The 21,745-nt window shown below is 67.6% G+C and carries 16 protein-coding genes; 9 read left to right on the top strand and 7 right to left on the bottom strand.

Annotated features, from left to right (window positions below):
* Positions 1-232: 232 nt before the first annotated feature.
* Both JGU66_35285 and JGU66_35290 read right to left on the bottom strand, forming a co-directional pair.
* Positions 233-1,129: a hypothetical protein gene (locus tag JGU66_35285; GenBank protein MBJ6766047.1), complete on the bottom strand. Its 897-nt coding sequence runs from the start codon at positions 1,127-1,129 to the stop codon at positions 233-235.
* A 94-nt stretch (positions 1,130-1,223) separates the two neighbouring features.
* Positions 1,224-3,311 (bottom strand): RCC1 repeat-containing protein, encoded by a 2,088-nt coding sequence (locus tag JGU66_35290; GenBank protein ID MBJ6766048.1) that lies wholly within the window; start codon positions 3,309-3,311, stop codon positions 1,224-1,226.
* 486 nt (positions 3,312-3,797) lie between these two features.
* Between JGU66_35290 and folD the strand changes: the two genes are divergently transcribed.
* From folD to JGU66_35315, 5 genes are all read left to right on the top strand, one after another.
* Entirely contained in the window at positions 3,798-4,682 is an 885-nt protein-coding gene (gene folD / locus JGU66_35295) for a bifunctional methylenetetrahydrofolate dehydrogenase/methenyltetrahydrofolate cyclohydrolase FolD (GenBank protein ID MBJ6766049.1), read from the top strand.
* 807 nt (positions 4,683-5,489) lie between these two features.
* Positions 5,490-5,807, top strand: a complete 318-nt coding sequence (locus tag JGU66_35300; protein ID MBJ6766050.1) for an acyl carrier protein — start codon at positions 5,490-5,492, stop codon at positions 5,805-5,807.
* Positions 5,804-8,632: an AMP-binding protein gene (locus JGU66_35305; GenBank protein ID MBJ6766051.1), complete on the top strand. Its 2,829-nt coding sequence runs from the start codon at positions 5,804-5,806 to the stop codon at positions 8,630-8,632. Before JGU66_35300 ends, JGU66_35305 begins: the two co-directional genes overlap by 4 nt.
* Positions 8,633-8,635: 3 nt before the next feature.
* Positions 8,636-9,973 (top strand): MaoC family dehydratase N-terminal domain-containing protein, encoded by a 1,338-nt coding sequence (locus JGU66_35310; GenBank protein ID MBJ6766052.1) that lies wholly within the window; start codon positions 8,636-8,638, stop codon positions 9,971-9,973.
* Between the two features lie 14 nt (positions 9,974-9,987).
* Positions 9,988-11,187: a GNAT family N-acetyltransferase gene (locus JGU66_35315; GenBank protein MBJ6766053.1), complete on the top strand. Its 1,200-nt coding sequence runs from the start codon at positions 9,988-9,990 to the stop codon at positions 11,185-11,187.
* Between the two features lie 77 nt (positions 11,188-11,264).
* Here JGU66_35315 and JGU66_35320 read toward each other — a convergent pair whose 3' ends face one another.
* The 4 genes from JGU66_35320 to JGU66_35335 are packed head-to-tail and all read right to left on the bottom strand — an operon-like array spanning position 11,265 to position 15,347.
* A complete protein-coding gene (locus JGU66_35320) occupies positions 11,265-12,656 on the bottom strand; it encodes a glutamine synthetase (protein MBJ6766054.1) in 1,392 nt (463 codons plus the stop codon).
* Positions 12,656-13,456 carry an SDR family oxidoreductase gene (locus tag JGU66_35325; protein ID MBJ6766055.1) on the bottom strand — a complete coding sequence of 267 codons (801 nt, stop codon included), beginning with the start codon at positions 13,454-13,456 and terminating at the stop codon, positions 12,656-12,658. Before JGU66_35325 ends, JGU66_35320 begins: the two co-directional genes overlap by 1 nt.
* Positions 13,453-14,181 (bottom strand): cupin domain-containing protein, encoded by a 729-nt coding sequence (locus tag JGU66_35330; protein MBJ6766056.1) that lies wholly within the window; start codon positions 14,179-14,181, stop codon positions 13,453-13,455. The genes JGU66_35325 and JGU66_35330 overlap by 4 nt, the downstream gene beginning before the upstream one ends.
* Positions 14,181-15,347 carry a hypothetical protein gene (locus JGU66_35335; protein MBJ6766057.1) on the bottom strand — a complete coding sequence of 389 codons (1,167 nt, stop codon included), beginning with the start codon at positions 15,345-15,347 and terminating at the stop codon, positions 14,181-14,183. Before JGU66_35335 ends, JGU66_35330 begins: the two co-directional genes overlap by 1 nt.
* Before the next feature lie 636 nt (positions 15,348-15,983).
* Here JGU66_35335 and JGU66_35340 point away from each other — a divergent pair.
* Together JGU66_35340 and JGU66_35345 are read left to right on the top strand one after the other, a co-directional pair.
* Positions 15,984-16,712, top strand: coding sequence for a class II glutamine amidotransferase (locus tag JGU66_35340; protein MBJ6766058.1), 729 nt, complete (start codon positions 15,984-15,986; stop codon positions 16,710-16,712).
* A complete protein-coding gene (locus JGU66_35345) occupies positions 16,709-17,515 on the top strand; it encodes a 2OG-Fe(II) oxygenase (protein ID MBJ6766059.1) in 807 nt (268 codons plus the stop codon). The genes JGU66_35340 and JGU66_35345 overlap by 4 nt, the downstream gene beginning before the upstream one ends.
* A gap of 54 nt (positions 17,516-17,569) precedes the next feature.
* On the opposite strand, the gene JGU66_35350 is transcribed toward JGU66_35345, so the two are convergent.
* Positions 17,570-18,817: a DegT/DnrJ/EryC1/StrS family aminotransferase gene (locus JGU66_35350; protein MBJ6766060.1), complete on the bottom strand. Its 1,248-nt coding sequence runs from the start codon at positions 18,815-18,817 to the stop codon at positions 17,570-17,572.
* A gap of 480 nt (positions 18,818-19,297) precedes the next feature.
* Between JGU66_35350 and JGU66_35355 the strand changes: the two genes are divergently transcribed.
* The gene (locus JGU66_35355; protein MBJ6766061.1) at positions 19,298-21,391 is read left to right on the top strand and encodes an RCC1 repeat-containing protein; all 2,094 of its coding nucleotides are present in this window, start codon (positions 19,298-19,300) and stop codon (positions 21,389-21,391) included.
* Between the two features lie 68 nt (positions 21,392-21,459).
* On the top strand, positions 21,460-21,723 hold the full coding sequence (locus tag JGU66_35360) for an acyl carrier protein (GenBank protein ID MBJ6766062.1): 264 nt from the start codon (positions 21,460-21,462) through the stop codon (positions 21,721-21,723).
* The last annotated feature ends 22 nt before the right edge of the window (positions 21,724-21,745 follow it).

Raw genomic sequence — 21,745 nt, forward strand, 5'->3', positions numbered from 1 at the left:
CGGGGCTCGCGGATGCCTCAGTGGTTGGAAGCCATCGGCTATGCGCGCCCGGAGGAAGAGCACGTCATCGTGGACCTTTCCTATGACGCAGCCAGGGGTGACCTGCCTGGGTTCTTCGGACCAATGACAGACAAGTCACTCTTTATGGGTGTCCACGGGAGCGGTCGAGGCCAGCCATGAGTCCCGGGGGAGGCGGGGTTGGCCCTGGAGAGGACCAGCCCCGCCCGTTGAATCAGTTGTGGACGGCGATGTAGCTGAGCGGTGCTGCGTACCAGCTGCCGTCGGCGTTTTGATACCGGTACTTGAATGCGCCGAACATCTGCCACTGGTAGGTGCTCGAGGATTGAACGGTGCTATCGAACAACAGAAGGGCGTTGTCGCCCTCGCTGCCCGGTTCCTCATAGCCCACGCTCGTGGGGAGCAGAAGCATCGACCAGTCGCTCACGGCGGTGTTTACCGGCGCGGCGATGGTCTGGCCATGCGTGGCGACGCCCGTGAAGCTCGCGCTGCGCGAGACCAGCAGGTAGCTCGCCTGGCCTGCGCCTACGAACGCCGCGCCCTGGTTGGAATGGCGGAACTTGTAGGGGGCCTGGACCTGCCAGGTGAAGTTGTCGACGGCGGTGTAAGACGTCGAGAACCGCAGCAGAGAATTGTCGAACTCGGTGGTGGGCTCTTCGTAGCCGGCCGACGCGGGACTGACGACGATGTTCCAGTCTGAGATCGACGTGCCCGGTGGCACGGTAATGCTCCCACCATCCGTGAGCGTACCGGCGGCGCTCAACTCCTTGCGGACCAGCAGGTAGTCAACGATGCTGGGATACCAGGTGCCACTCCCGCTGCTATTACGATGCTTGAAACGGGCCCAGACCGACCACTCCACGTTGTTGAGGGGAGAAGCAGATACCTCGAAGCGCAGGAGGGCATTGTCGCCCTCGGATCCGAGCTCCTGGCCACCCATATTCCTGGGAACGACCAGGATGTTCCAATCACTGACGCTCGTCCCCGGCGGGGCCGTAATTACTTGTCCATGATACGTAGTGCCTGCGACGGCATTGGCGGCCATCGCGACGGCGGGAGTGATGAGGGATAGGACTGCGAGAAGCACAAGACGCGCGCGGACTTTGAACATGATGAGCTCGCTGAGTGTGAGGTGAGGCCCGGTCTATCGTTGACTAATCGTGAATCACAGAGGCACGCACAGCATCATGACCAGACGTGCTCGGTCACCAGAGCTGCACGGGCACGGGTGTGAAGCCGGACTTGTTGTTCCCGAGCTGCCCGTAGAGGTTGTCACCCCAGGCCCAGACCGAGCCGTCCGACCGGCGCGCCAGCGAGTGGTGATAGCCCGCGGACAGCGCCACCACTCCCGCGACGCCATAGACCGTGGCCGGCGCTCCCCGGTTCGTTCGCGTCCCGTCGCCCAGTTGATACCAGGTATTGGCGCCCCAGGCCGAGACCGTTCCCCCCGCGTTCAGCGCCAGCGAATGGGTGTCGCCCGCCGCGAGCGCTGTCACGCCTCCAATCCCTACCACCTGCACGGGCGACAACCTCCGCGTGACCGTGCCGTCGCCCACCTGGCCGTAGGTGTTCGTCCCCCACCCCCAGACTGAGCCCCCTGTCTTCAGCGCCAAGGAGTGCTGCGTGCCCGCCGCGACCGCCGTCATTCCCGTGAGGAGCAAACGAACCGGCGCCAACCGCTTCGTGGTCGTTCCATCTCCCAATTGGCCATACGAATTGGAGCCCCAGGCCCAGACCGTGCCGTCCGACTTCAACGCCAGCGCGTGGTCCGCTCGGGCCGAGGTCGACACGGCCGTCACTCCCGTCACATTCAACACCTGAACCGGGACCGCGCTGCTGAGGCCCGATCCATCTCCCAACTGTCCACTGGTGTTGAGCCCCCAAGCCCAGACCGTGCCGTCCAACTTCAGGGCCACCGAGAAGTCTCGGCCCGCAACCACGGCGGCCACTCCGCTCAGCCCCAACACCTGGACCGGGACGAGGCGCGGTGTGATCGTCCCATCCCCCAATTGCCCCTGCGTATTGTCTCCCCATGCCCAGACCGTGCCGTCAGTCTTCAAGGCGAGCGTGTGCGACGTGCCCGTGGAGACCGCGCTGGCGCCTGTGAACGTGGGCACCTGCGTGGGTGACTCGCGTCGCGTCGTCGTTCCGTCCCCCAGTTGCCCCGCCGTGTTGTATCCCGAGCCCCAGACTGTGCCGTCCGCAAGCTGCACCAGCGAGTGATACATGCCCGCCGAGACTCGCTGCGCCCCGGTGAACAGCGTGGCCGCGGGGACCGTGCCGTCGGACTCGGCGAAGGCTCCGTAGCGGAAGTCATCGTGGAGGCCCCAGGCCCAGGCCGTGCCGTCCGTCTTCACCACCGTGGCGTGGTAGCGACCCGTCTTCAGGATGGCCACGTCCGCGAGACTCGTGACACGTGTGGGCGACAGCCGGACGCCAGGCAACTCATTGCCCATCAGCCCGTACTGGTTCCAGCCCCATGCCCAGACCGTGCCGTCTGACTTCAGCGCCATCACATAGTGCTCGCCCGCATCCACGGAGACGATGCCCGAGATGCCGGGGATCTGCGTGGGCGACGACCGCGAGGCCATCAACTCATCGCCAATCCCGAGCACGCTGTTGTAGTTGTCTCCCCAGACCCAGACCGTGCCATCCGCCTTCAGGGCGTAGGCGCTCGAATGCCCCGCCTTCACGAACACCACCCCGGTGAGGCCCGGCACCTGCGCCGCCGTCGCTCGGTTCGTGGTCGTGCCATTCCCCAATTGTCCCGACGAGTTGTCACCCCAGGTCCACACGGTGCCGTCCGCGCGCAGCGCCATCCCGAACGCATAGCCCACGGAGATCGCCGTCGCCTGCGTGAGCCCCGCCACGCGCGTCGGCGACAGGCGCTGCGTGGTCGTCCCATCTCCAATCTGGCCCGAGCCGTTCGAGCCCCACGCCCACACCGTGCCGTCCGTCTTCAACGCCAGCGAGTTCATGAAGCCACCGGACAGCGCCGCCACCGCCGTGAGCCCCGGCACTTGAATGGGCATCAGTCGCCCCGTCGTCGTCCCATCTCCCAATTGGCCATAGGTGTTGTAGCCCCACACCCAGGCCGTGCCATCCGCGCGGCGAGCCATCGAGTGGTTCTCGCCGGCCTCCACCGCCGTCACGTTCGTGAGGCCCACCACCTGCCCCGGTGTCCGACGGTGCGTGGTCGTCCCATCGCCCAGCTCGCCCCCGAAGTTGGTGCCCCACGCCCACACCGTGCCGTCCGACTTCAGCAGCAAGCTGTGCGACGACACCGAGAGCATGGACGGCGACAGCAGGCTCGCGCGCTGCGTACCCAGCCCCCCCTGCCCTTCGGGGTCCGCTTCGTCCGCGACCGCAGCGCTCGACGTGGACCGCGGCGACTCCGCGCCGCCACAGCCGATCGCCGCCACCACCACGAACAACCGCCAGATGACTCCGAACGCAGAGGCTACGGCGTGATTCCTTGCTCTCATGGACTCCCTCCTGAAGGTGCGGAAGGCGACTTCGTAGTTCAGCGGCACTCCGGACTGAATGATTTTACTCGATTTGCAATTTAAACAGATTTAGACACAACAAAGCCGATTCAGGTGGATTGAACGAACGGCCTCGGCGTGGAAAGGCGCGCGCTCGGCGCTGTGCGGCGGACGACGTGCCACTCGGGCCTACCTTGCTCCGGAGCGACGGAGCGCCCGATGGCTTGCACGCAGAGCGCGGATCGCGAAGAAGCGGTGCGTCAGCCCGCGCGATCTGGCGTATGAAGCGCGCGCATGGTGCGGACCCTGGATGGAACCGAGCTGAGTCGAGTGATGCGGGCCGAGATGGCCCAGGATGTCGCGGCGCTCCAAGCCGCTGGGGTCACTCCCGGCCTCTCGGTGGTGCTGGTCGGCAACAACCCCGCCAGCCAGGCCTACGTGGCCAGCAAGACCCGAGCTTGCGAGGCGCTCGGGATGCACGGGCAGACGCTGAACCTGCCCGAGGACGTCTCCAAGGATGAGCTGTTCGCGGTCATCGATCGCTTGAACCAGGACCCCACCGTCCACGGCATCCTCGTCCAGCTCCCCCTGCCCGCCCACCTGCCCTACAAGGCCGTCCTCGAGCACATCCGCCCCGAGAAGGACGTGGATGGCTTTCACCCCGTCAACGCGGGGCTCGCCTTTGTGGGCGACCCGCGTGCGTTCGTCCCGTGCACGCCCGCCGGTATCATGGAGATGCTCCGCCGCGAGAACATCCCCACGCGCGGCAAGCACGCCGTCATCGTGGGACGGAGCCTCATCGTCAGCAAGCCGCTCGCCTCGCTGCTCATGGCACCGGGCCCCGATGCCACCGTCACCCTCACCCACCGGCACACGGTCGACCTCGGCGCGTACACGCGGCAGGCGGACATCCTCATCGTCGCGGTGGGCAAGCAGAACCTCATCACCGCCGACATGGTGAAGCCCGGAGTCGTCGTCATCGACGTGGGCCAGAACCGCGTGCCCGACCCGAGTTCTCCGCGTGGCTATCGAATGGTCGGTGACGTGGACTACGACGCCGTCAGCCAGGTGGCCTCGGCCATCACCCCCGTGCCCGGTGGCGTCGGCCCCATGACCATCACGATGCTGCTCGCCAACACGCTCCAGGCCGCGCGGCAGGCTCACGCGAAGCAGGCCTGACCTCGCCGTTCCCGCGGCACGGAGACACCCCTCTCCGGGCCGCGGATTGAGCCGAGCAGGCGCGCCGCAGGGCCCACAGCGGACCGCGGCGCCACGGGGTCGATGAACGCGCGGCTCGGGCCTCTTGAGTCCACGCCCCAGCGCCACGCGTGAGCCCGCAGCGGAACCCCTTGGGTCAGTGATTCACACCCGCGGTCAGAGCCTTGCACGCAGCGCCGTGCGCTCGACGCAGGCGAAGCGGAGTCACTTGCGAGGCCCCGTCCTCTTCGCGCGACATCCACCTTCGCGTGTTTCGTCTTCGCTCTCATGCGACGACGTGGGACCTCTTCGCGACGCGGCTTCGCCTCGTTTGAATGAGTTCGACAGGCGGGACTTGAACCTCTCGCGTTGGAGCATCGCCTCGCATCTGGGATGAGGTGTCGCGGAGGATTTCACGCCCCTCCACTCGCACGCAGCCCTTCGGCCATTCACAGACACCACCGCCCGGGTGCCCCCCGCGCTCAATCCAGACACCACTCAAACAGTCACAACGCTCGCCACGACAGTCCGAACCCCGCACCCAACACCACCAGAGATGACTTGCAATTCCACACTTTCGCCACTTACAGTATTTGACGTTTCCGCCTGACCACGCCGCGCGGGGAGGCTCAGGAATCACGGCGGTCCGCTGCTTGGGGCGCCGGAGTGGCGAAGCCCTGAACGCGCCGTCGAGCCTTGCGTTGAGCGCGTCTGAGTACGACGCAGGCCCTGTTTCATGCCCGCACGCGTGGAGTGTTTCACGATGGCCCACCTCATTTGGATCGCTCCATGAACAGCCATGTCGTGACCCCAGCGGTCGCTCCCGCGTCTGACCTTCCCGAGGGCTCTCCGACCGAGCGCTCCGTCCGGGAACAGCTTCATTCCTATATCCGAGACACCTTCCTCCAGCTCCGCCCCGAGCTGAAGCTCAGCGACACGGAGGATCTCCTCGAGACCGGGGTCCTCGACTCCCTGGCGTTCATCGAGCTGGTCGCCGAGGTCCAGCGGCGACATGGCGTCACCGTCAAGGACGTCGACATCACCCGTGAGAACTTCGGCTCCATCGAGGCCATCACCCGCTTCATCCAGACCCGGCGGGCACCGTGAGCTTCGGCACCCTCGATGATGTGCTGTTCCGCACGCGCGCGCGCGCGCCTGAGCAGCCCGCCATCCAGAGCGGGAATCGGCAGGTGACGTACCGCGAGTTCGCCGAGGCCGTGGGCGCCTTCGCCACGGGACTGCACCGCGCGGGCGTGCAGCGCGGCGACCGGGTCGCCATCGCGCTCCCCAACGGCATCGACGCCGCGGTCGCCATCTACGGAACGCTTCGCGCGGGCGCCGCCTTCGTCCCCCTCAACCCCAGCATCAAGGCCGACAAGCTCGCCGCCATCCTGGCGAACTGCTCGGCGGCCATGCTCGTGTGTGCGCCGGCCCTGCTCGACATGGCTCGACAGGCTCGTGAGCGCGTCCCCGGCCTTCGCATCACCTGCGCGAGCGATGACGTTCCGTCCGGTGTCGCTCCGTTCAGTGCCTTGCTCTCGGCTCCGGCCGAGGGCGAAGGACCCGCGCACGAAGAGGACCTCGCGGCGATCATCTACACCTCGGGGTCGACTGGCACGCCCAAGGGCGTGACGCTCACGCATCGCAACATGGTCTTCGCCGCGACCTCCATCTCCACGTATCTGGAGATGACGGCGGCGGACCGCGTGCTCTCTGTCCTGCCGCTCTCGTTCGACTACGGGCTCTATCAGCTCCTCCTCTGCGTGCACGTCGGCGCGACGTTGTTGCTCGAACCCGGCGTGGGCTATCCGGGCCGACTGATCTCCATGCTGGCCGAGCATCAGGTGACGGGGCTCCCCGGCGTGCCCACGCTGTTCCGACTGCTGCTGTCGTTGCCTGGACTCGGTGAGCGGAGCTGGCCCTCGCTTCGGTACGTCACCAACACGGGAGCGGCGCTGGCGCGCGACACCATCCAGATGCTGCGCAAGACGTTCCCCAGCGCGAGCGTGTACTCGATGTACGGACTCACCGAGTGCAAGCGCGTGAGCTACCTGCCTCCGGCTGAGATTGACCGACACCCGGACTCGGTGGGCATCGCCATCCCTGGCACCGAGGTCTGGGTGGAGGACGACGCGGGCCGCCCTGTTGGCCCTGGGGAGATTGGCCAGCTCATGGTCCGTGGCCCTCACGTCATGCAGGGCTATTGGAACGACCCCACGGGCACCGCGGAGCGATTGCGCGAAGGACGCTGGCCCTGGGAGCGCACCCTCGCCACGGGCGACCTGTTTCGCCGCGATGAGGACGGCCTGCTCTACTTCGTCGGACGGCGAGACGACCTCATCAAGTCTCGTGGCGAGCGCATCTCGCCTCGCGAGGTCGAGAACGTCCTTCTCTCCGCGCCCGGTGTCTTCGAGGCCGCCGTGATTGGCGTTCCGCACGAACTGCTCGGGCAGGCGGTGTGCGCGCACGTGGCCCCTCGGCCGGGCGTCGAGCTGGACATCCGGGAACTCGACCGCTTCTGCAAGGCTCGCCTGGAGGAGCACCACGCGCCGCATCGCTTCGTCATCCATGCGCAGCTCCCCACCACGCCCAACGGGAAGATCGACAAGCGCGCGCTGGCGGAGAACCGGACCGCGAGTCCTTCGGAGCGGCCCGCGCCGTCTGTCGAGACCGCGAGCACACCACCGCCAGCACGGGGTTCCTCATCCGCGACGGGTGCCCCTTCACCTTCCCCGCGACCGTCCGATGACGTCACCAACGAGCGCGCGCTCCCGCGCGACCCTCGACGCACGCTTGCGCCGTTGCTCACGCAGAGCCGTCGCCTGCTGGGGACTCGCGCGACGGATGTTCCCTCCGGTGTCTACGTCGCGGACTGGCTCAACATCAGCCGCTTCGTCGAGGCGACGGGAGATGACAACCCGCTCTACCTGGACCTTCGCCACGGCGCGCAGTCGTGGTGGCGCACGATGCTGGCGCCGCCGGCCTTCGTGCTCGGCATCCAGGCGCCTGAGTCCAGCGGGGCCCTCCACGCTCACGCGCACGACGCGGTCGAGGTCCTGAACCACGTCGACCTGTGGTGGGACGACCACATCAAGCTGGGAGACCGCGTCGGCGCGGACCTTCGCATCGTCGGCGTCGACAGCGGCCCCGACTGGCGAGGACGCGAGACCGTCGAGGTCACCAGCCGCGCGAGCTACCGCAGCGAGGGCCGCACCGTGGCGCACGCCACTGGCGTGGTCCGCGTCCATCCGCTCCGTCTGGGCTCGGAACTCTTCGTCGAGCGGAAGATGCACCAGTACTCGGCCGGAGAGATTGAGCGCATCGAGGAGGGCCTGAGCGCGGAGCAGCCCGCGCGCGGCCCCCTCCCTCGCTATGCCTCCGAGACGGCCGTGGGAGATGCGCTGCCGCAGCTCGTGCGCGGGCCCTTCACGTGGTCCGAGCTGATCACCTGGATGATCGCGGAGGGACGCCCCGCCCCCGCAGGCAACCTGCGCCATGCCTTGCTCCAGGCGCATGCGGGCAACGTCCGGCCTCACGGCGCCACGCATTGGCCGGTGTCCGACCGCTGGCACGCTCGCGAGGACCTGCGCGCTTGCGCAGACGTCGGCTTCCCCTCGCCGTGCGCCCGCGCGCCGTTCATCGTGGCGCTGGCCGCACAGCACGTCACCTCGTGGATGGGAGACGACGCGTTCCTGCGTCACCTCTCCATCTCGCTGGAGAACCACGTGCTCTACGGCGACACGCTCTGGATGGACGGTCGCGTGACGGATGTGTTCGTCCAGCGCCTCGGCGAGCGCGAGCAGTCCGCGGTGTCAGTCGAGGTCTGGGGCATCAATCAACTCGGTCAGCGGGCCTTCTGCGCCACCGCCCTCGTGTTCCTCCCGGAGCCAGGACGCCCGCTCCTCCTTCCCGTGGCACAGGAGTCTCACTGAGTCATGGACAGCGACCTCGAATTCAATGCCATCATCGATGAGTTCCTCGAGCGCACGCGGCCGTTGATTGGCCTGGAGAGCACCGAGGACGTCCCGCCTCCCATCCCCCCCGCGCTGCCCGAACAGGTCTCCCCTGTCCCCGCCGCGCTCGTGCTGGATGAGGAGACCATCCGCCGCTACGCCCATTCCATCGGTGACGACAACCCGCTCTTCACCGACCCCGCCTACGGCCATGCCTCGCACCACCGCAGCATGATCGCGCCGACCCCCATCCTGGTGCACGCGCGCTATCCCGCGGACCACGGCGCGAGCCGACCCCATGGCTATCCCTTCGCCAACTTCATCGGAGGACTCGCATGGGAGTTCTTCGATGTCGTGCGACCTGGCACGCGCGTCACCACCAGCAAGGTGCTGCGCGAGGTCCAGGAGGTGCGGGGGCTCGACGGACACCGCCTCATCCTGCTGGTCTGTGAGGTGACGTACCAGGATGCCTTTGGCCGGCTTCTGGCGAAGGCCTATGGGACGCTCGTCCAGGTGCCCATGAAGATGATGGGCCACACGCGGGCCATGCCCGTGGAGCACGTGGGCGAACACCTGCTCAACACCAGACAGACGCACCGCTACACCCAAACCGAGGTGGAGGCTATCGTCGCGGGCATGCGGAGCGAGCGCCGGCGCGGCAAGGAGCCGCTGTACTGGGAAGACGTCGCTGTCGGGGACGCCCTGCCCGCCATCTACCAGCCGCCGTACACGCTCCAGGATGCGCTCTGCTACCAATCCCTGCATCAGGGACTCGTGGCGGGCTACGGGGGAGGACGGCTGGCGCGGTCCTTCACCCCGGGCTATCGCGTGCTCAAGGCAGGCTGGGGCTATCCCGACTTCGCTCGCGTGCACCCTGTCACGCGGTGGCCCTATACCCCCGGCGACGAGCATGAGGATGCCCTGCTCTGCACCTACCGTGGCCAACCCCTGCCATTCGACTTCGGCATCCAACGCGCTCAGATTCCCCAGCGCTTGCTGACGAATTGGGCGGGCGATATGGGCTTCAGCCGGAAGATGTTCATGCTGATGGGGCGCCCGCTCTTCCATGGCGATGCACTCATTGTCCGCGGCGCCGTCACGGCCAAGTCGACGGTGACCGAGCCGGGCTCGCGACAGCCACACCACTCCGTTCGCGTGACAATGGAAGCCTTCAATCAGCGAGGAGAATCCGTGTCGCGAGGCTTCGCCACGGTCTACCTTCCCTCGCGCGCGACGGGCGAGGCGCCACAGCCCATACGCCCCGCCAGTCCTCCGCCGTATGTGCCGTACGATCAGCACCGTTCGCCAGCGTGGTATTGACCCGAGGTCTCGACATGCAGGCTCACGTCCTCCGCAGCACGGCCGAACTGGACCCCAAGGTCTGGGATCGCCTCGTGCATCCTTCGCTCTACCTGTCGAGTGATTGGCTTCGCGCGAGAAGCCGAACCCTGAAGGCAGCCGAGCGCTTCATCCTGGTCACCGGTGAGGACGGCTCGCCGTTGCTGAGCACGCCCAGCTACCTCGTCGATGGCAAGTCCCATCCAGGCTTCGATCCGGCCCGCGTGCTGGAGATTGGCGACCTGGCCGACGCGGACCTCGCGTCGCAGCCCGACGACCTGCAAGCCCTCACCCGTTTGCGCGCAGAGCTGCGCCAGCGCGGGGCCGAGTGGACGCCGTCGCTCGTGATGGGCGCACCCGGACGCTACGGCGGCGTGAGCTACGCGCCTGGCATCAACGGCGACCTCGCTCGCCCCGCGCTCAGGGCCGCGGTCGATGCCATCGAGCGACAGGCGAAGGAAGACCACGCGAAGTCCATCGCGTGGCTGTACTTCCTCGAGGACGAGGACCCGTGGCTCGCCGCCATGCTGCGCGAGCGCGGCTATCTGAACGTCGTTGTCGAGTCCGAGTGCTACCTGCCCATCACCTGGAGCACCTTCGACGGCTACCTGGCGAGCTTCAAGGCCGAGGGCCGCAAGAAGATCCGCAACGAGATGGCCGCGCTCAGCGATGCCGGCGCCACCATCGAGCTTCATGGCGAAGAGGCGCTCGGGCCCGAGCTGGCCGCCCTGGAGCGCAAGTGGCGTGTGAAGTACGGCCGCTCGCCCACCATCCCGGAGATCCTCGCGGACTATGAGGAGCTGCGCTCGTTCCTCGGGCGCAGCCTGCGTGTGTTCGTGGCGAAGAAGGACGGGCGTGCGCTCGGCTTCACCGTGTTCCTCGAGCAAGGCGACACGTGGTACGCGCGCTTTGGCGGCTTCGACTACGACGCGGGCAATCTCTTCCTGTACTTCAACCTGCTCTTCTACAAGCCCATCCAGGCGATGATCGAGCGCGGCGTGAAGTGCGGGCGTTACTCGCTCAAGTCCTACCAAGCCAAGCGCAGCCGCGGCTGCCAGCTCAGCAACGTGCTCGCCTTCGTGCGCCCGCCTCCGGGTTGGGAGGGATTGCCGGGCGCGGTGGAGCTCATCAATCGGGTCCAGCGCGCTCGCTTCGCCGCCGTGTCCAATCGCCGGATCACGCCGCTGCCCATCTGACGCACACGGCCTTGGCGACGTGAAAAGGGCGGTCGCCTCACCGGCGGCCGCCCTGTCGTCGTGCGTGCGCCCGTTGCTCAGTAGCGCGTGGCGTGGAGATAGAACTCCTCGGCCTCGTTCAGCTCGCGCAGCCGCTGGACATCGGAGCGCTTGATGGCGGGATAGAGCACGCGACGCAGCGGCCCGAGGGCCTCGGACAGCAGCGCGTCCCCTTCCAGCGCGGTGATGGCCTCCTCCAACGAGGCGGGCAGCGGACGGATGCCTCGCTGACGCAGGGCCTCCTCGGACAGTTCGTTGGGGTCGTCCGCCATGGGCTCGCCGGGCTCCAGGCCGCGCCGCACGCCGTCCAGGCCCGCGAGCAGCAAGGCCCCGAGCGCGAGATAGGGATTGGCGGTCGCGTCGCAGGGCTTGAACTCGATGTTCGTCGAGGCCGCCTCGCGTCCGCGCAGGCGCGAGGGGACGCGCACCGCGGCCTCTCGGTTGTCGAGCCCGTAGCAGCAGTGCCCTCCCGACCACATCCGCGGCTTGAGGCGCCGATAGCTGTTCACGCTGGCACAGCTCAGCGCGACGAGCGCGGGCGCGTGCGCCAGGAGTCCACCGATGAAGTGGTAGGCGAGTCGCGAGAGCCCGAGCCGGTCCTCCGCGTCCGCGAAGGCGTTCGCGCCGTCGCGCCACAGCGAGACGTGCATGTGGTTGCCATTGCCGCGGAACCCTGGGTGGGGGATGGGCGCGAACGTGGCCCACAGCCCTTGCTGGTGCGCCAGCCCCCGCGTCATCGCTCGCTGCCAGACATGGGCATCCGCGGCCTTCAGCGCCGGGGCGTGCCGCACGGTCATCTCGTGCTGCCCCGCGCCGAACTCGGGGTGGTACAGCTCCACGTCGATGCCCTGCTCGGCCAACTGGCGACTGAGCGCCACCGCGAACGCGTTGGCCTGGTCGAAGCCCACGTTGTCGAAGCAGAGGCTGTCGTCGAGGACCTCCAGGTGGCCGCGAACGGGCCGCTGCTGGCAGAGGGTGAACTCGGGCTCGAAGGCCGCCACGGCCTCCAGGCCCAGCGCCGCGGCGCTCGCGATGGCGTCCTTGAGGAACTGCCGAGGACAGGCGCCCCACGGCTGTCCGTCCACGTCGATGAGGTCGCACAGCATGGCCGCCGAGCCGGGCGCGTGCGGCAACTCCACGAACGAGCCGGGGTCCGGTACCAGCCGGACCTCTCCCACCGCGTTGAAGCCCGGGACGGGTTGGATCTGATCCAACAGGTTCGCGGCCTGCCGCACCTTCGCGAGCCCGATGCCGGACTCCATGCGGTCCGCGAGGTGCCGACGGCTGACCGCCTTGCCCCGACAGATGCCGTTGTGGTCCACCCAGAGGAACCGGATGAGCTCCACGTCACTCTTCGCGATGCGGTCGAGCACCCGCTGCGTCGTGAGCGCCGCACCGCCTCGCCTGGACGCCGATGTCGTGCGCGCCATCACAGGAGCCCACGGATGGTGCCGCCGTCCACACCCCAGACACTCCCGGTCACGAAGGACGCCGCGTCCGACGCCAGGAAGGCGATGACGCGGGCCACCTCATCCGGCGTGCCCATGCGGCCGAGCGGGAGCTGCCGCTTGCTCAGCTCGTACTCGACGGCCGCCTTCGCATCCCGTCCGTGCACGTTCCCCAGCGTGTCCGCGAAGCCGCCAGGGCGCGTCCACAGCGGCGTCCACACGGGGCCCGGCGCCACCGCGTTGACGCGCACCCCAGGCCCCTCCGAGAGCGCCAGGCTCTTGGTGAGGCTGAGCAGCGCCACCTTCGACACCTGGTAGTCCGGCGGGCTGGCCTCGGGCTGCCGCGCCAGGTCCGAGGCGTTCGTCACGATGGAGCCTCGACGCTGGCGCCGCATCACCGGGAGGACGTGACGGATGGCCCGCACGGCGCTCAGGAAGTTGGTCTCGAAGGTGGCCAGCCAGTCCGCGTCCGAGAGCTGATCGAACGTGCGCGCGTAGCACTGCCCCACGTTGTTGACGAGCACGTCGACCTGCTCGTCGAACGCGCGCAGCAGCGTCCCCACCGCCTGCGTCACCCCGCTGGCCGTGGACAGGTCCGCGGCGGCGGTGACGACCTGGGCTCGCGGCTGAAGCTCCGCGGCGACCTGCGCGAGCCGCTCCACGTCGCGGTCGATGAGGCCCAGCCGCGCCCCCTCGGACGCGAAGCAGCGCGCCGTCTCGGCGCCGATGCCGCTGGCCGCCCCGGTGATGACCACGACTCGGTCCTGGAGTTGGAGGTTCATGCGACGGTCACCTCGGTGATGATCATCCGCAGGGGTTGGGTCGAATCGACGTTCTTGAGCGTGCGTGACAGCCCGGGCGGGATGGCGACGGACAGCCCCTTCGCGCCGGTGTAGCGCTCCGACTCGACGGTGATGGCCGCCGAGCCGCTCAGCACGTGCACCACCTCGGTGGTGCTGGCCGAGAGCACCGTGTCACTGACGCCGGGCGCCAGCTCCATGAGGCGAAAGCGCTTCCAGTCCCCCGTGAAGTGAGGCCGGAGGTCCACGTCCACCGCCGCGCCACCCGCCACGGGACGGAGGTCTGGCAAGTGGAAGCGCGCGGACGGCGCGGAAGGCCCCTTGCCCGGGAAGACCTCCACGACGAAGAAGTGCATGTCCTCGGTCGTGGGATTGGCGATGGCGTGGGCACACCCGATGGGGGTGGTGATGAGATCCCCCGGCGCGCAGGGCTGCTCGACGCCATTGATGGTCATCACCGGGTGGCCCGAGACGATGTAATAGATTTCCTCGGTGCGCAGGTGGACGTGCTCGCCCACCGAGCCCCCGGGCTCGATGACGCCATACTCGACACAGTTCCACTGACCTTCCAGGTGCATGCCATTCATCAACATCTTCCAGCGGCAGGCCCCTTCGCCGCCGATTTGACGGCGGGTGACCGCCAGCCCGCTGATGTCATTGCGGATGGGCCCGAATGGACGACGCTCGCCTCGGACGACGGTAGCCATCACGCCACCTCCTGAGTGGGACCCCGGGTCTGCACCGCGGCAATGCCTGCGCGCACCACGTCCTCTTCGATTTGGGAGATGAGACCGCCCCCCGTCCGATGCGGCTTTCCCAACCCATCCAACAGGATGAAGTCACACATCCCCTTGCGTGGGCGCAGGTAGCCGCGCTTGTTGTCGAGCTGCACCGTGCGGAGGATCTCCTCCGGGTCCAGCGAGGCCGGCAGCGCGGTGGGCACGCCATTGCGAGACAGCAGCTCGTGGTGCGCGAGTTCGTCCGCGCGACTCAGGTAGCCCAGCTCGCCGGCCATGCGCGCGGCAGCGAGCATCCCCACCCCGATGGCGAAGCCGTGGCGGAAGGTGCCGCCGCTGAGCAGCTCGGCGGCGTGGCCCACCGTGTGGCCGTATTCGAGGATGAGCGCCTCGCGTTTCTCGTGCGAGTCGTTGCGCATCACCTTCACCTTGGCCTCCACGCAGAGGTCGATGAAGTCTGTGATGACCTCGGGTGAGTAGCGCCCGTCTGGGCGCAGCTTCGCGGCGACCTCGTCGTAGCGCTCGGGGCAGATGCCCAGCACGTTCTTGATGGCCTCGCAGAGCGCGGACTGGATCTCCTCGCGCGGCAAGGAGTCCAGGAAGTCGAGCTGGTTCCACACGAAGACGGGCGGATAGAACATCCCGAGGTGGTTCTTGCCGCGCTTCGAGTTGACCGCCTGCTTCAGCGACAGGACGGAGTCCGACATGCCCAGCAGCGTGGTGGGCATGTGCACCAGACGGATGCCGCGGTAGAGCAGACCCGCCAGCAGGCCCGCCATGTTGCCTGCCACGCCGCCGCCCAGCGCGATGACGCAGGACTGACGGGTCACCCCGCCCAGGATGGCGCGCTCGGCCAGGTCATCGACCGTGGCCAGGCGCTTCACCTTCTCGTCGACCGCGACGCGGGCAACGAGCGTCGGCGCCACCAGCTTGACGTGAGCCTCCACCTCGTCGATGAGCGCGGACGGCAGCCCTTGGTCGGCGATGACCACGAAGCGGTCTGCGTCCAGGGCGGTCAAGCGACGGCGCAGCTCCAGCCAGGAGCCGGCCCCGCGGCTGATGTAGAAGTCATAGCGGAAGTCCCCGAAGCGAACCTCGCGCTGCAATGGGGAATGCTCCTCTCGGACAAAGCTCATGCCCGCCAACCTCCGTTGGCATCGAGAAAACTCATGTCTTCTCCAGTATGTGGATGCGAGGCCATCCCGGGCTCAGCCGGACCTGTCACGCAAGACGTGGAGGCCCAGCCCGCGTTGGCCGTCGCGGTGGATGGTCGAGAACTCAGTCTTCGTGAGCCTCAAAAATAAAAGCCTGCAAACCAGATTAATGTCAAGCATCCGCCAAATTCGCATTTCACGACCCAGCTTCAACCTCCCGCGAATCACCAACGCACAAGGTTTCACTTCGCTGCTTGCGAATGAAACACCTCGGGTCATTTCGGGAGCCCTCCCGTCGAGGGAGCGCGGGTCGTGGCGAAACACGGGCGCGCCGACGCATCGCCAATCCGAGGAGTGCACGACCCAGGTTTGCCTCACCCAACCACAAACCAGACACCCAGCCATTCTCGGCTGGCGTCTAGACATTCGGCGCAACTTGGGCATACCATCCGCTTATACGGTCTTTGCCGGCTAACCTCACTTGAGACTGAGATGAGGCGGCGGCGGCTCGGACCATCAGCACGCGAGCGGGAGCATGCACGGCGAATCGTCCTGGCCATGGGGCCGAGGAGCGTCCGGAGAGCGTGAGTCCGTTTGCCCTGGGCGTCTGGGGTCAACATGTGCCGTCTCATCTTGGCGAGCGGGCGCTTCCAGGCCCGGGACATCCTCGAGGGCGCCGTGGCGATGGCCGTGGGGCAGACCGCCCGGCACGACAGCCCGCTCCTCTATCACCCGGATGGCTGGGGCGCGGTCTGGCGGGACTCGACCTCACCGAGCGGCATCTCGATGGTGCGCGACCCACGCCCGGCGGAGGTGACCGCGCTGGGGTCGGACCTGGCGCGAGTCCAGACAGACTTCCTGGCTGTCCACGTGCGCCGCGCCAGCCTCTCCACCACCCGTGGGTCCGCCTACACGCACCCGCTGCAAAGACAATCGGACGGGTGGCACTTCATGCACAATGGCAGTCAACCCACCGTGTATCAGCTTTTGGGCCGCGAGCGGTCTCACTTCGACTCCGCCGAGTACTTTGATTACATCATCCCCCCCGGGTCCGAGGCCCTGGATGAGGAAGAGACGCTCGCCCGGCTGCGAGCCATTCCCACCCCTGGCGCGAACTCGGGCAACGCCATCGCCGTGAGCCCGGACCGGGCCTATCTCATCCACTGGCGGGCCGACGTCCGGATGTGGCCCCGCTATTTCACGATGCAGGAGTACACCGAGCCCGGCTTGCGCGTCGTGGCCTCGGAAATCATTCCAACGATTGCCCCAGTGAATCGCTGGAAGGCAGTGCCCATCGACAGAGTCATCGAGTTCCGTTTCGACACCGCAAGGAGGCTTGCATCATGAGCGAACCATGGAATCGCGTCGTCTATGAAGTGGATGGAACCAACCTGGGGACCGCGCCCCTGCGTGGACTCGTCACCGGCGACCACGCGGTGATCGTCCTCAAGGGGCTGCTGTCCAAAGAGGTGATGGCGGCGAACAAGGAGCGCCTCCTTCCCTTGCGACACAGCGCGCAGGTCACCCGGTACGTGAACGGGTCGCTGACGCTCATCGGGCTGTTCCTGGTGAAGTACCTGTCCCGCCTGGACGACTACTTCAAGGACGCCAAGGCGCAGGACGACAAGATCGCCGCACTGGGCATCGACCTGGCGGGACAGGCCCGCAAGCGCATCCGCGAGACGTTTGGCATGCGCCGCTTCGAGGTGGCGACCGAGCCGGATGGCCGGCCCTACGCCAGCTCCAACGTGCGCATCTGCTCGAACGACATCGACACGCCGCTGCACAACGACAACATCATGCGCGACGGCAAGTCCTACCCCATCGCGCTGGCGAACCTGAAGCACCAGCTGAGCTGCGTGGTGTGCCTCCAGGAGTGCGACGAGGGCGGCGAGCTGAGCATCTATCGCAAGCCGTGGGAGCCGGGCGACGAGGTGCACAAGATTCCGGGCGGCCTGGGCTACGACCTGAACGTCGTGGCGAACAAGGCGCATCACCGATTCAAGCCCCAGTCCGGTGACGTGTACCTGCTCAACCCGACGTACTACCACGCGGTGGAGCGCGTGAGCGGCTCGTCGGACCGCGTGACGCTCGGCTTCTTCTTCGGGTTCTACGATGACTCGCTCACCGAGGGCGTGACCTGGGTGTGAGGAGTGCACGGGTGGCCGGCCGCGCGTGAGCGGGCCGGCCACCCCGCGGTCGGTTCAGCCCTTCACGGCGCGCAGCTCGGCGCCGTGCTCGAGCACCCGGCGGAAGGCCTCCGCGATGTCGGCCATGTCGGAGGCATCCCCCATGAGCGCCGCGTGATGGAACGTCACCGAGCGGCGCGTCACGCGCTCACACACCGGCAAGCGGAAGCGCTCGGGGTTGATGCGCTCCTGGTGCGCGGGGCCGAGCGCGAAGCGCGGCCGGGAGCCGGGGTTGTAGAGCTTGCTCGCGAAGAGCGGCGGATAGACGGGGCGCACGGGGAAGCCCAGCTCGCGTCCCAGCGCCTGGGCGATGTCCGCGAGGCTCACGCCCTCCAGCCGTCCCTCGGGCAGGCTCACGACGTAGCCGAAGTACGTGCGGGCCGTGGTCCCCGGAGATGTGCGCTGTGGCTGGAGCCCCAAGTCGAGCAGCAGGCGGTCCAGTAGCTCGGCGTTGCGGAGGCGGAGCGCGTTCTGCTCGTCCAGGACGTTGAGCTGGGTGAGGAGCACCGCGGCCTGAAACTCGGAGAGGGCGCGGTTGCTGCCCATCAGCTCGCGCGTCTCCAGCAGCTCCATCTGGCCCACGGGCGGTGGCGCCTCGAGATAGCAGCGGCCATCCGCGCGGAGCTGCTCCAGTCGGCGGGCGAGACGTGCGTCCTGCGTGAGCGTGGCCCCGCCCTCGCCGCTGGTGAGCACCTTGGTGTGGTGCATGCTGAAGGTCCCCACCGCGCCGAAGGTGCCCACCTTTCGGAACTGGTAGGTGGCGCCGTGGGCTTGGGCGCAGTCCTCGATGAGGTGGAGGCCGTGCTTGCGGGCCAGCGCGCACAGGCGCTCCAGGTCCGCCACCGCCGAGTACAGATGGACCACGACGATGGCCCGCGTCGCCGGGGTGATGGCGGCCTCCACGGCGTCAGGGTCCAGGCAGAGCGTGTGCGGATCGATGTCCGCGAAGACAGGCACCGCGTTGACTCCGACGATGGTCGACGCGGACGCCACCCAGGACAAGGGCGTGGTGATGACCTCGTCCCCCGCGCCCACGCCGCACGCCTCCAGCGCCATCATCAAGCTGGCGGTGCCGCTCGAGGACGGGACGCAGTGCGCGCTGCCGTTGTAGTGGGCGAACGCGCGCGCGAAGCGCCGCTCGAAGGTCTCCACGCCTCGATAGGGGCCACTGATGGACCAACGCCCGGAGCGAAGCACCTCATCGAGGGCATGGGTGACGCCGGGAGCGGGCTGCGGCCAGAGCGGCCACGGACGACTGCGCACGGGTGTTCCACCGTGAATGGCAAGACGCGAGTTCAATGGAGTTGTCCTTTCCGGTTCGCGCGGCAGGGGGCCGCTGCTCATTCCGAATCGACTCGCGAGACGATATCAGGGCGCTGGCATTCCGGCAATTCACAGACATCCACGTCGCATTCACAGACACCGCTCGCACAACCTGCTTCGTCACATCGCGCGAGACATCCGTCTCGACCTTGACAACCCATCACTCAAGCCGCCCATCGAGCCTTCGCCGCATTTCATGGATTATTCGTTAGCCCCGGCGACAACATTGGAGTACGCCAGGGCCGCTGTCTCACCTGGAGGGTGTTCATGAGCGCGAGCCGTCCCGCCGTATCGGAGGTATTGAAGTCCGTCTGGCTGTGGTCCGCGGTGTTGGCATGCGTGGCGTGCTCGGGCGAGGGGCCTGCGCCCACCGCTGAGTCCTTGGGCACGGCCGAGTCCGCCCTGGTGACGCGGGAGAGCGTGGCGCTGGGCATCTCGCACTCCGTGGTGGTGAAGGCGGACGGCACGGTGTGGACCTGGGGCGACAACACGTCCGCGCAACTGGGCGATGGGACGACCACCAGTCGAGTGATGCCCGCGCAGGTTCCGGGACTCACCCTGGTCACCGCGGTGGCGGCGGGCAACGTGCACAGCCTGGCGCGCAAGGCGAACGGGACGGTGTGGGCCTGGGGCACGAACAACTACGGCCAACTGGGCGACGGCACCATCACCCTGCGCGTTCTTCCCATCCAGGTGCCCGGCCTCACCAGCGTGGCGACGGTGGCGGCGGGCTATTGGCACTCGCTGGCGCTGAAGTCGGACGGCACGGTGTGGGCCTGGGGTGACAACTCCCTGGGCCAGTTGGGAGACGGGACGACGACCTCTCGCCGGTCGCCGGTCCAGGTGACGGGATTGAGCAGCGTGGTGGTAGTGGCGGCGGGCTATAGCCACTCACTGGCGCTGAAGGCGGATGGCACCGTGTGGGCGTGGGGCACCAACACCGATGGCCAGGTGGGCGATGGCACCCTCACCCAGCGGCTGACGCCCCGGCAGGTGCCCGGACTCACGGGTGTGTCCCTCGTCACGGCGGGCTACCAGTACTCGTTGGCCGTGAAGTCGGATGGCAGCGCATGGCTGTGGGGCGACAACTCCGCGGGACAGCTGGGCGATGGCACGACGACGGATCGCACCACGCCCACCCGTGTGCCGGGCCTCACCAACGTCACGGGGCTCACGGCGGGCGACGACTACACGCTCGCCCTGAAGTCGGACGGCACGGTCTGGGGTTGGGGCGCCAATGCGCAGGGGCAGTTGGGCGATGGCACGACGACGCAGCGATTGACGCCGACGCAGTCTTCGGGACTCAGCAGCGTCGCGGTCGTGACGGCGGGCAACTTCCACTCGCTGGCGCTGAAGACGGATGGCACCGCCTGGGCGTGGGGCCGCAAGGACTCGAGCCAGTTCGGAGACGGCACGCCGTCCCGCTTCCTCTATCCCACGCTCTTCGCGCTCTCGGACGTCGCGTCCGTCGCGCTGGGCAACCAGCACACCCTCGCGCTGAAGACGGACCACACCGTCTGGGCCACGGGTGAGAACCGCTGGGGACAGCTTGGCGAGGGGAGCACCGCGCGGAGGCTGAGTCTGACGCAAGTCACCGGCCTCACGGACGTGCAGGCCGTGGTGGCGGGAGACAGCCACTCGCTGGCGCTGAAGACAGACGGAACCGTGTGGGCCTGGGGACGCAATGACTATGGACAGCTCGGCGACGGCACCACCACGTCGCGCTCCGTGGCCGCACCCGTTCCGGGTCTCACGGGCGTGAAGGCGCTCGTGGCGGGCACGCACCACACCCTGGCCCTGAAGCTGGATGGCACGGTCTGGGGTTGGGGACGCAATGACCTTGGCCAGTTGGGTGATGGGACGGGCGTGCAACACCTGATTCCCACCGTGCTGCCGGCCCTGGCGGGCGTCGCGTCGCTCACGTCGGGCGCGCACCACGCGCTCGCGCTCCTCAACGACGGCACGGTGTGGGGCTGGGGATACAACGCCTATGGGCAGGTGGGCGACGCGACGACCGCGAACAAGCTCGGGCCGACGAAGGTGACGAGCCTGCCGAACACGACGGCGGTGACGGCCCTGGCTGCGGGCGCCGAGCACACCCTGGCTCTGATGGCGAGCGGCACCGTGATGGGCTGGGGCTACAACGTGTACGGCCAGTTGGGCGACAACACCACGACTCGGCGCGCGCTGCCCGTGCTGGTGCAGAACCTGACCGGCGTGACGGCCTTGTCCGTGAGCGCGCTCGGGCGCCACGGGCTCGCCCAGACGAGCGACGGCACGTACTGGGGCTGGGGCTACAACGCCTTGGGGCAGATTGGTGACTTCGGGACCGGCTATCGCGTGCTGCCCAGCCAGGTCACCTACCTCGGGGGCGTGACGAGCGTGACTGCCGGATATCAGAACTCGGTGGTGACGATCTCGGACGGCAGGGTCTGGTTCACGGGCAACAACTTCTACGGCCAGCTTGGCAACGGCCGATCCGGCTACGAGATGACACCCGTCCAGGTGTGGTGAGACTCACTCGCGATGGGATTGGCGATGATTGGATTCTCTTTGTATCCTCTCCGCGGGGGTCCAACGCCATGAATCCAGAGCAAATCCTCTCCAGCCTGACCCGGTATGTCGCGCATGAGATTCTCGAAGACTCCGCCGAGGATCTCACGCCCTCCACCCCGCTGCTCGAGTTGGGAATCCTCAACTCATTGGAGACCGCGCGGATGATGGGTTTCGTCGAGAAGCAATTCGGTATCACCGTGCCCGCGGATGCGATGAAGGTCGAGAACCTCCAGACCCTCTCCGCAATCGCAGACATGGTGTGGGCGTGCGCACGGGCGCGCACGCCGTAACACCGCAGGGAGGACTCCCCCA

The organism is Myxococcaceae bacterium JPH2 (assembly GCA_016458225.1).
Classification (GTDB): domain Bacteria; phylum Myxococcota; class Myxococcia; order Myxococcales; family Myxococcaceae; genus Citreicoccus.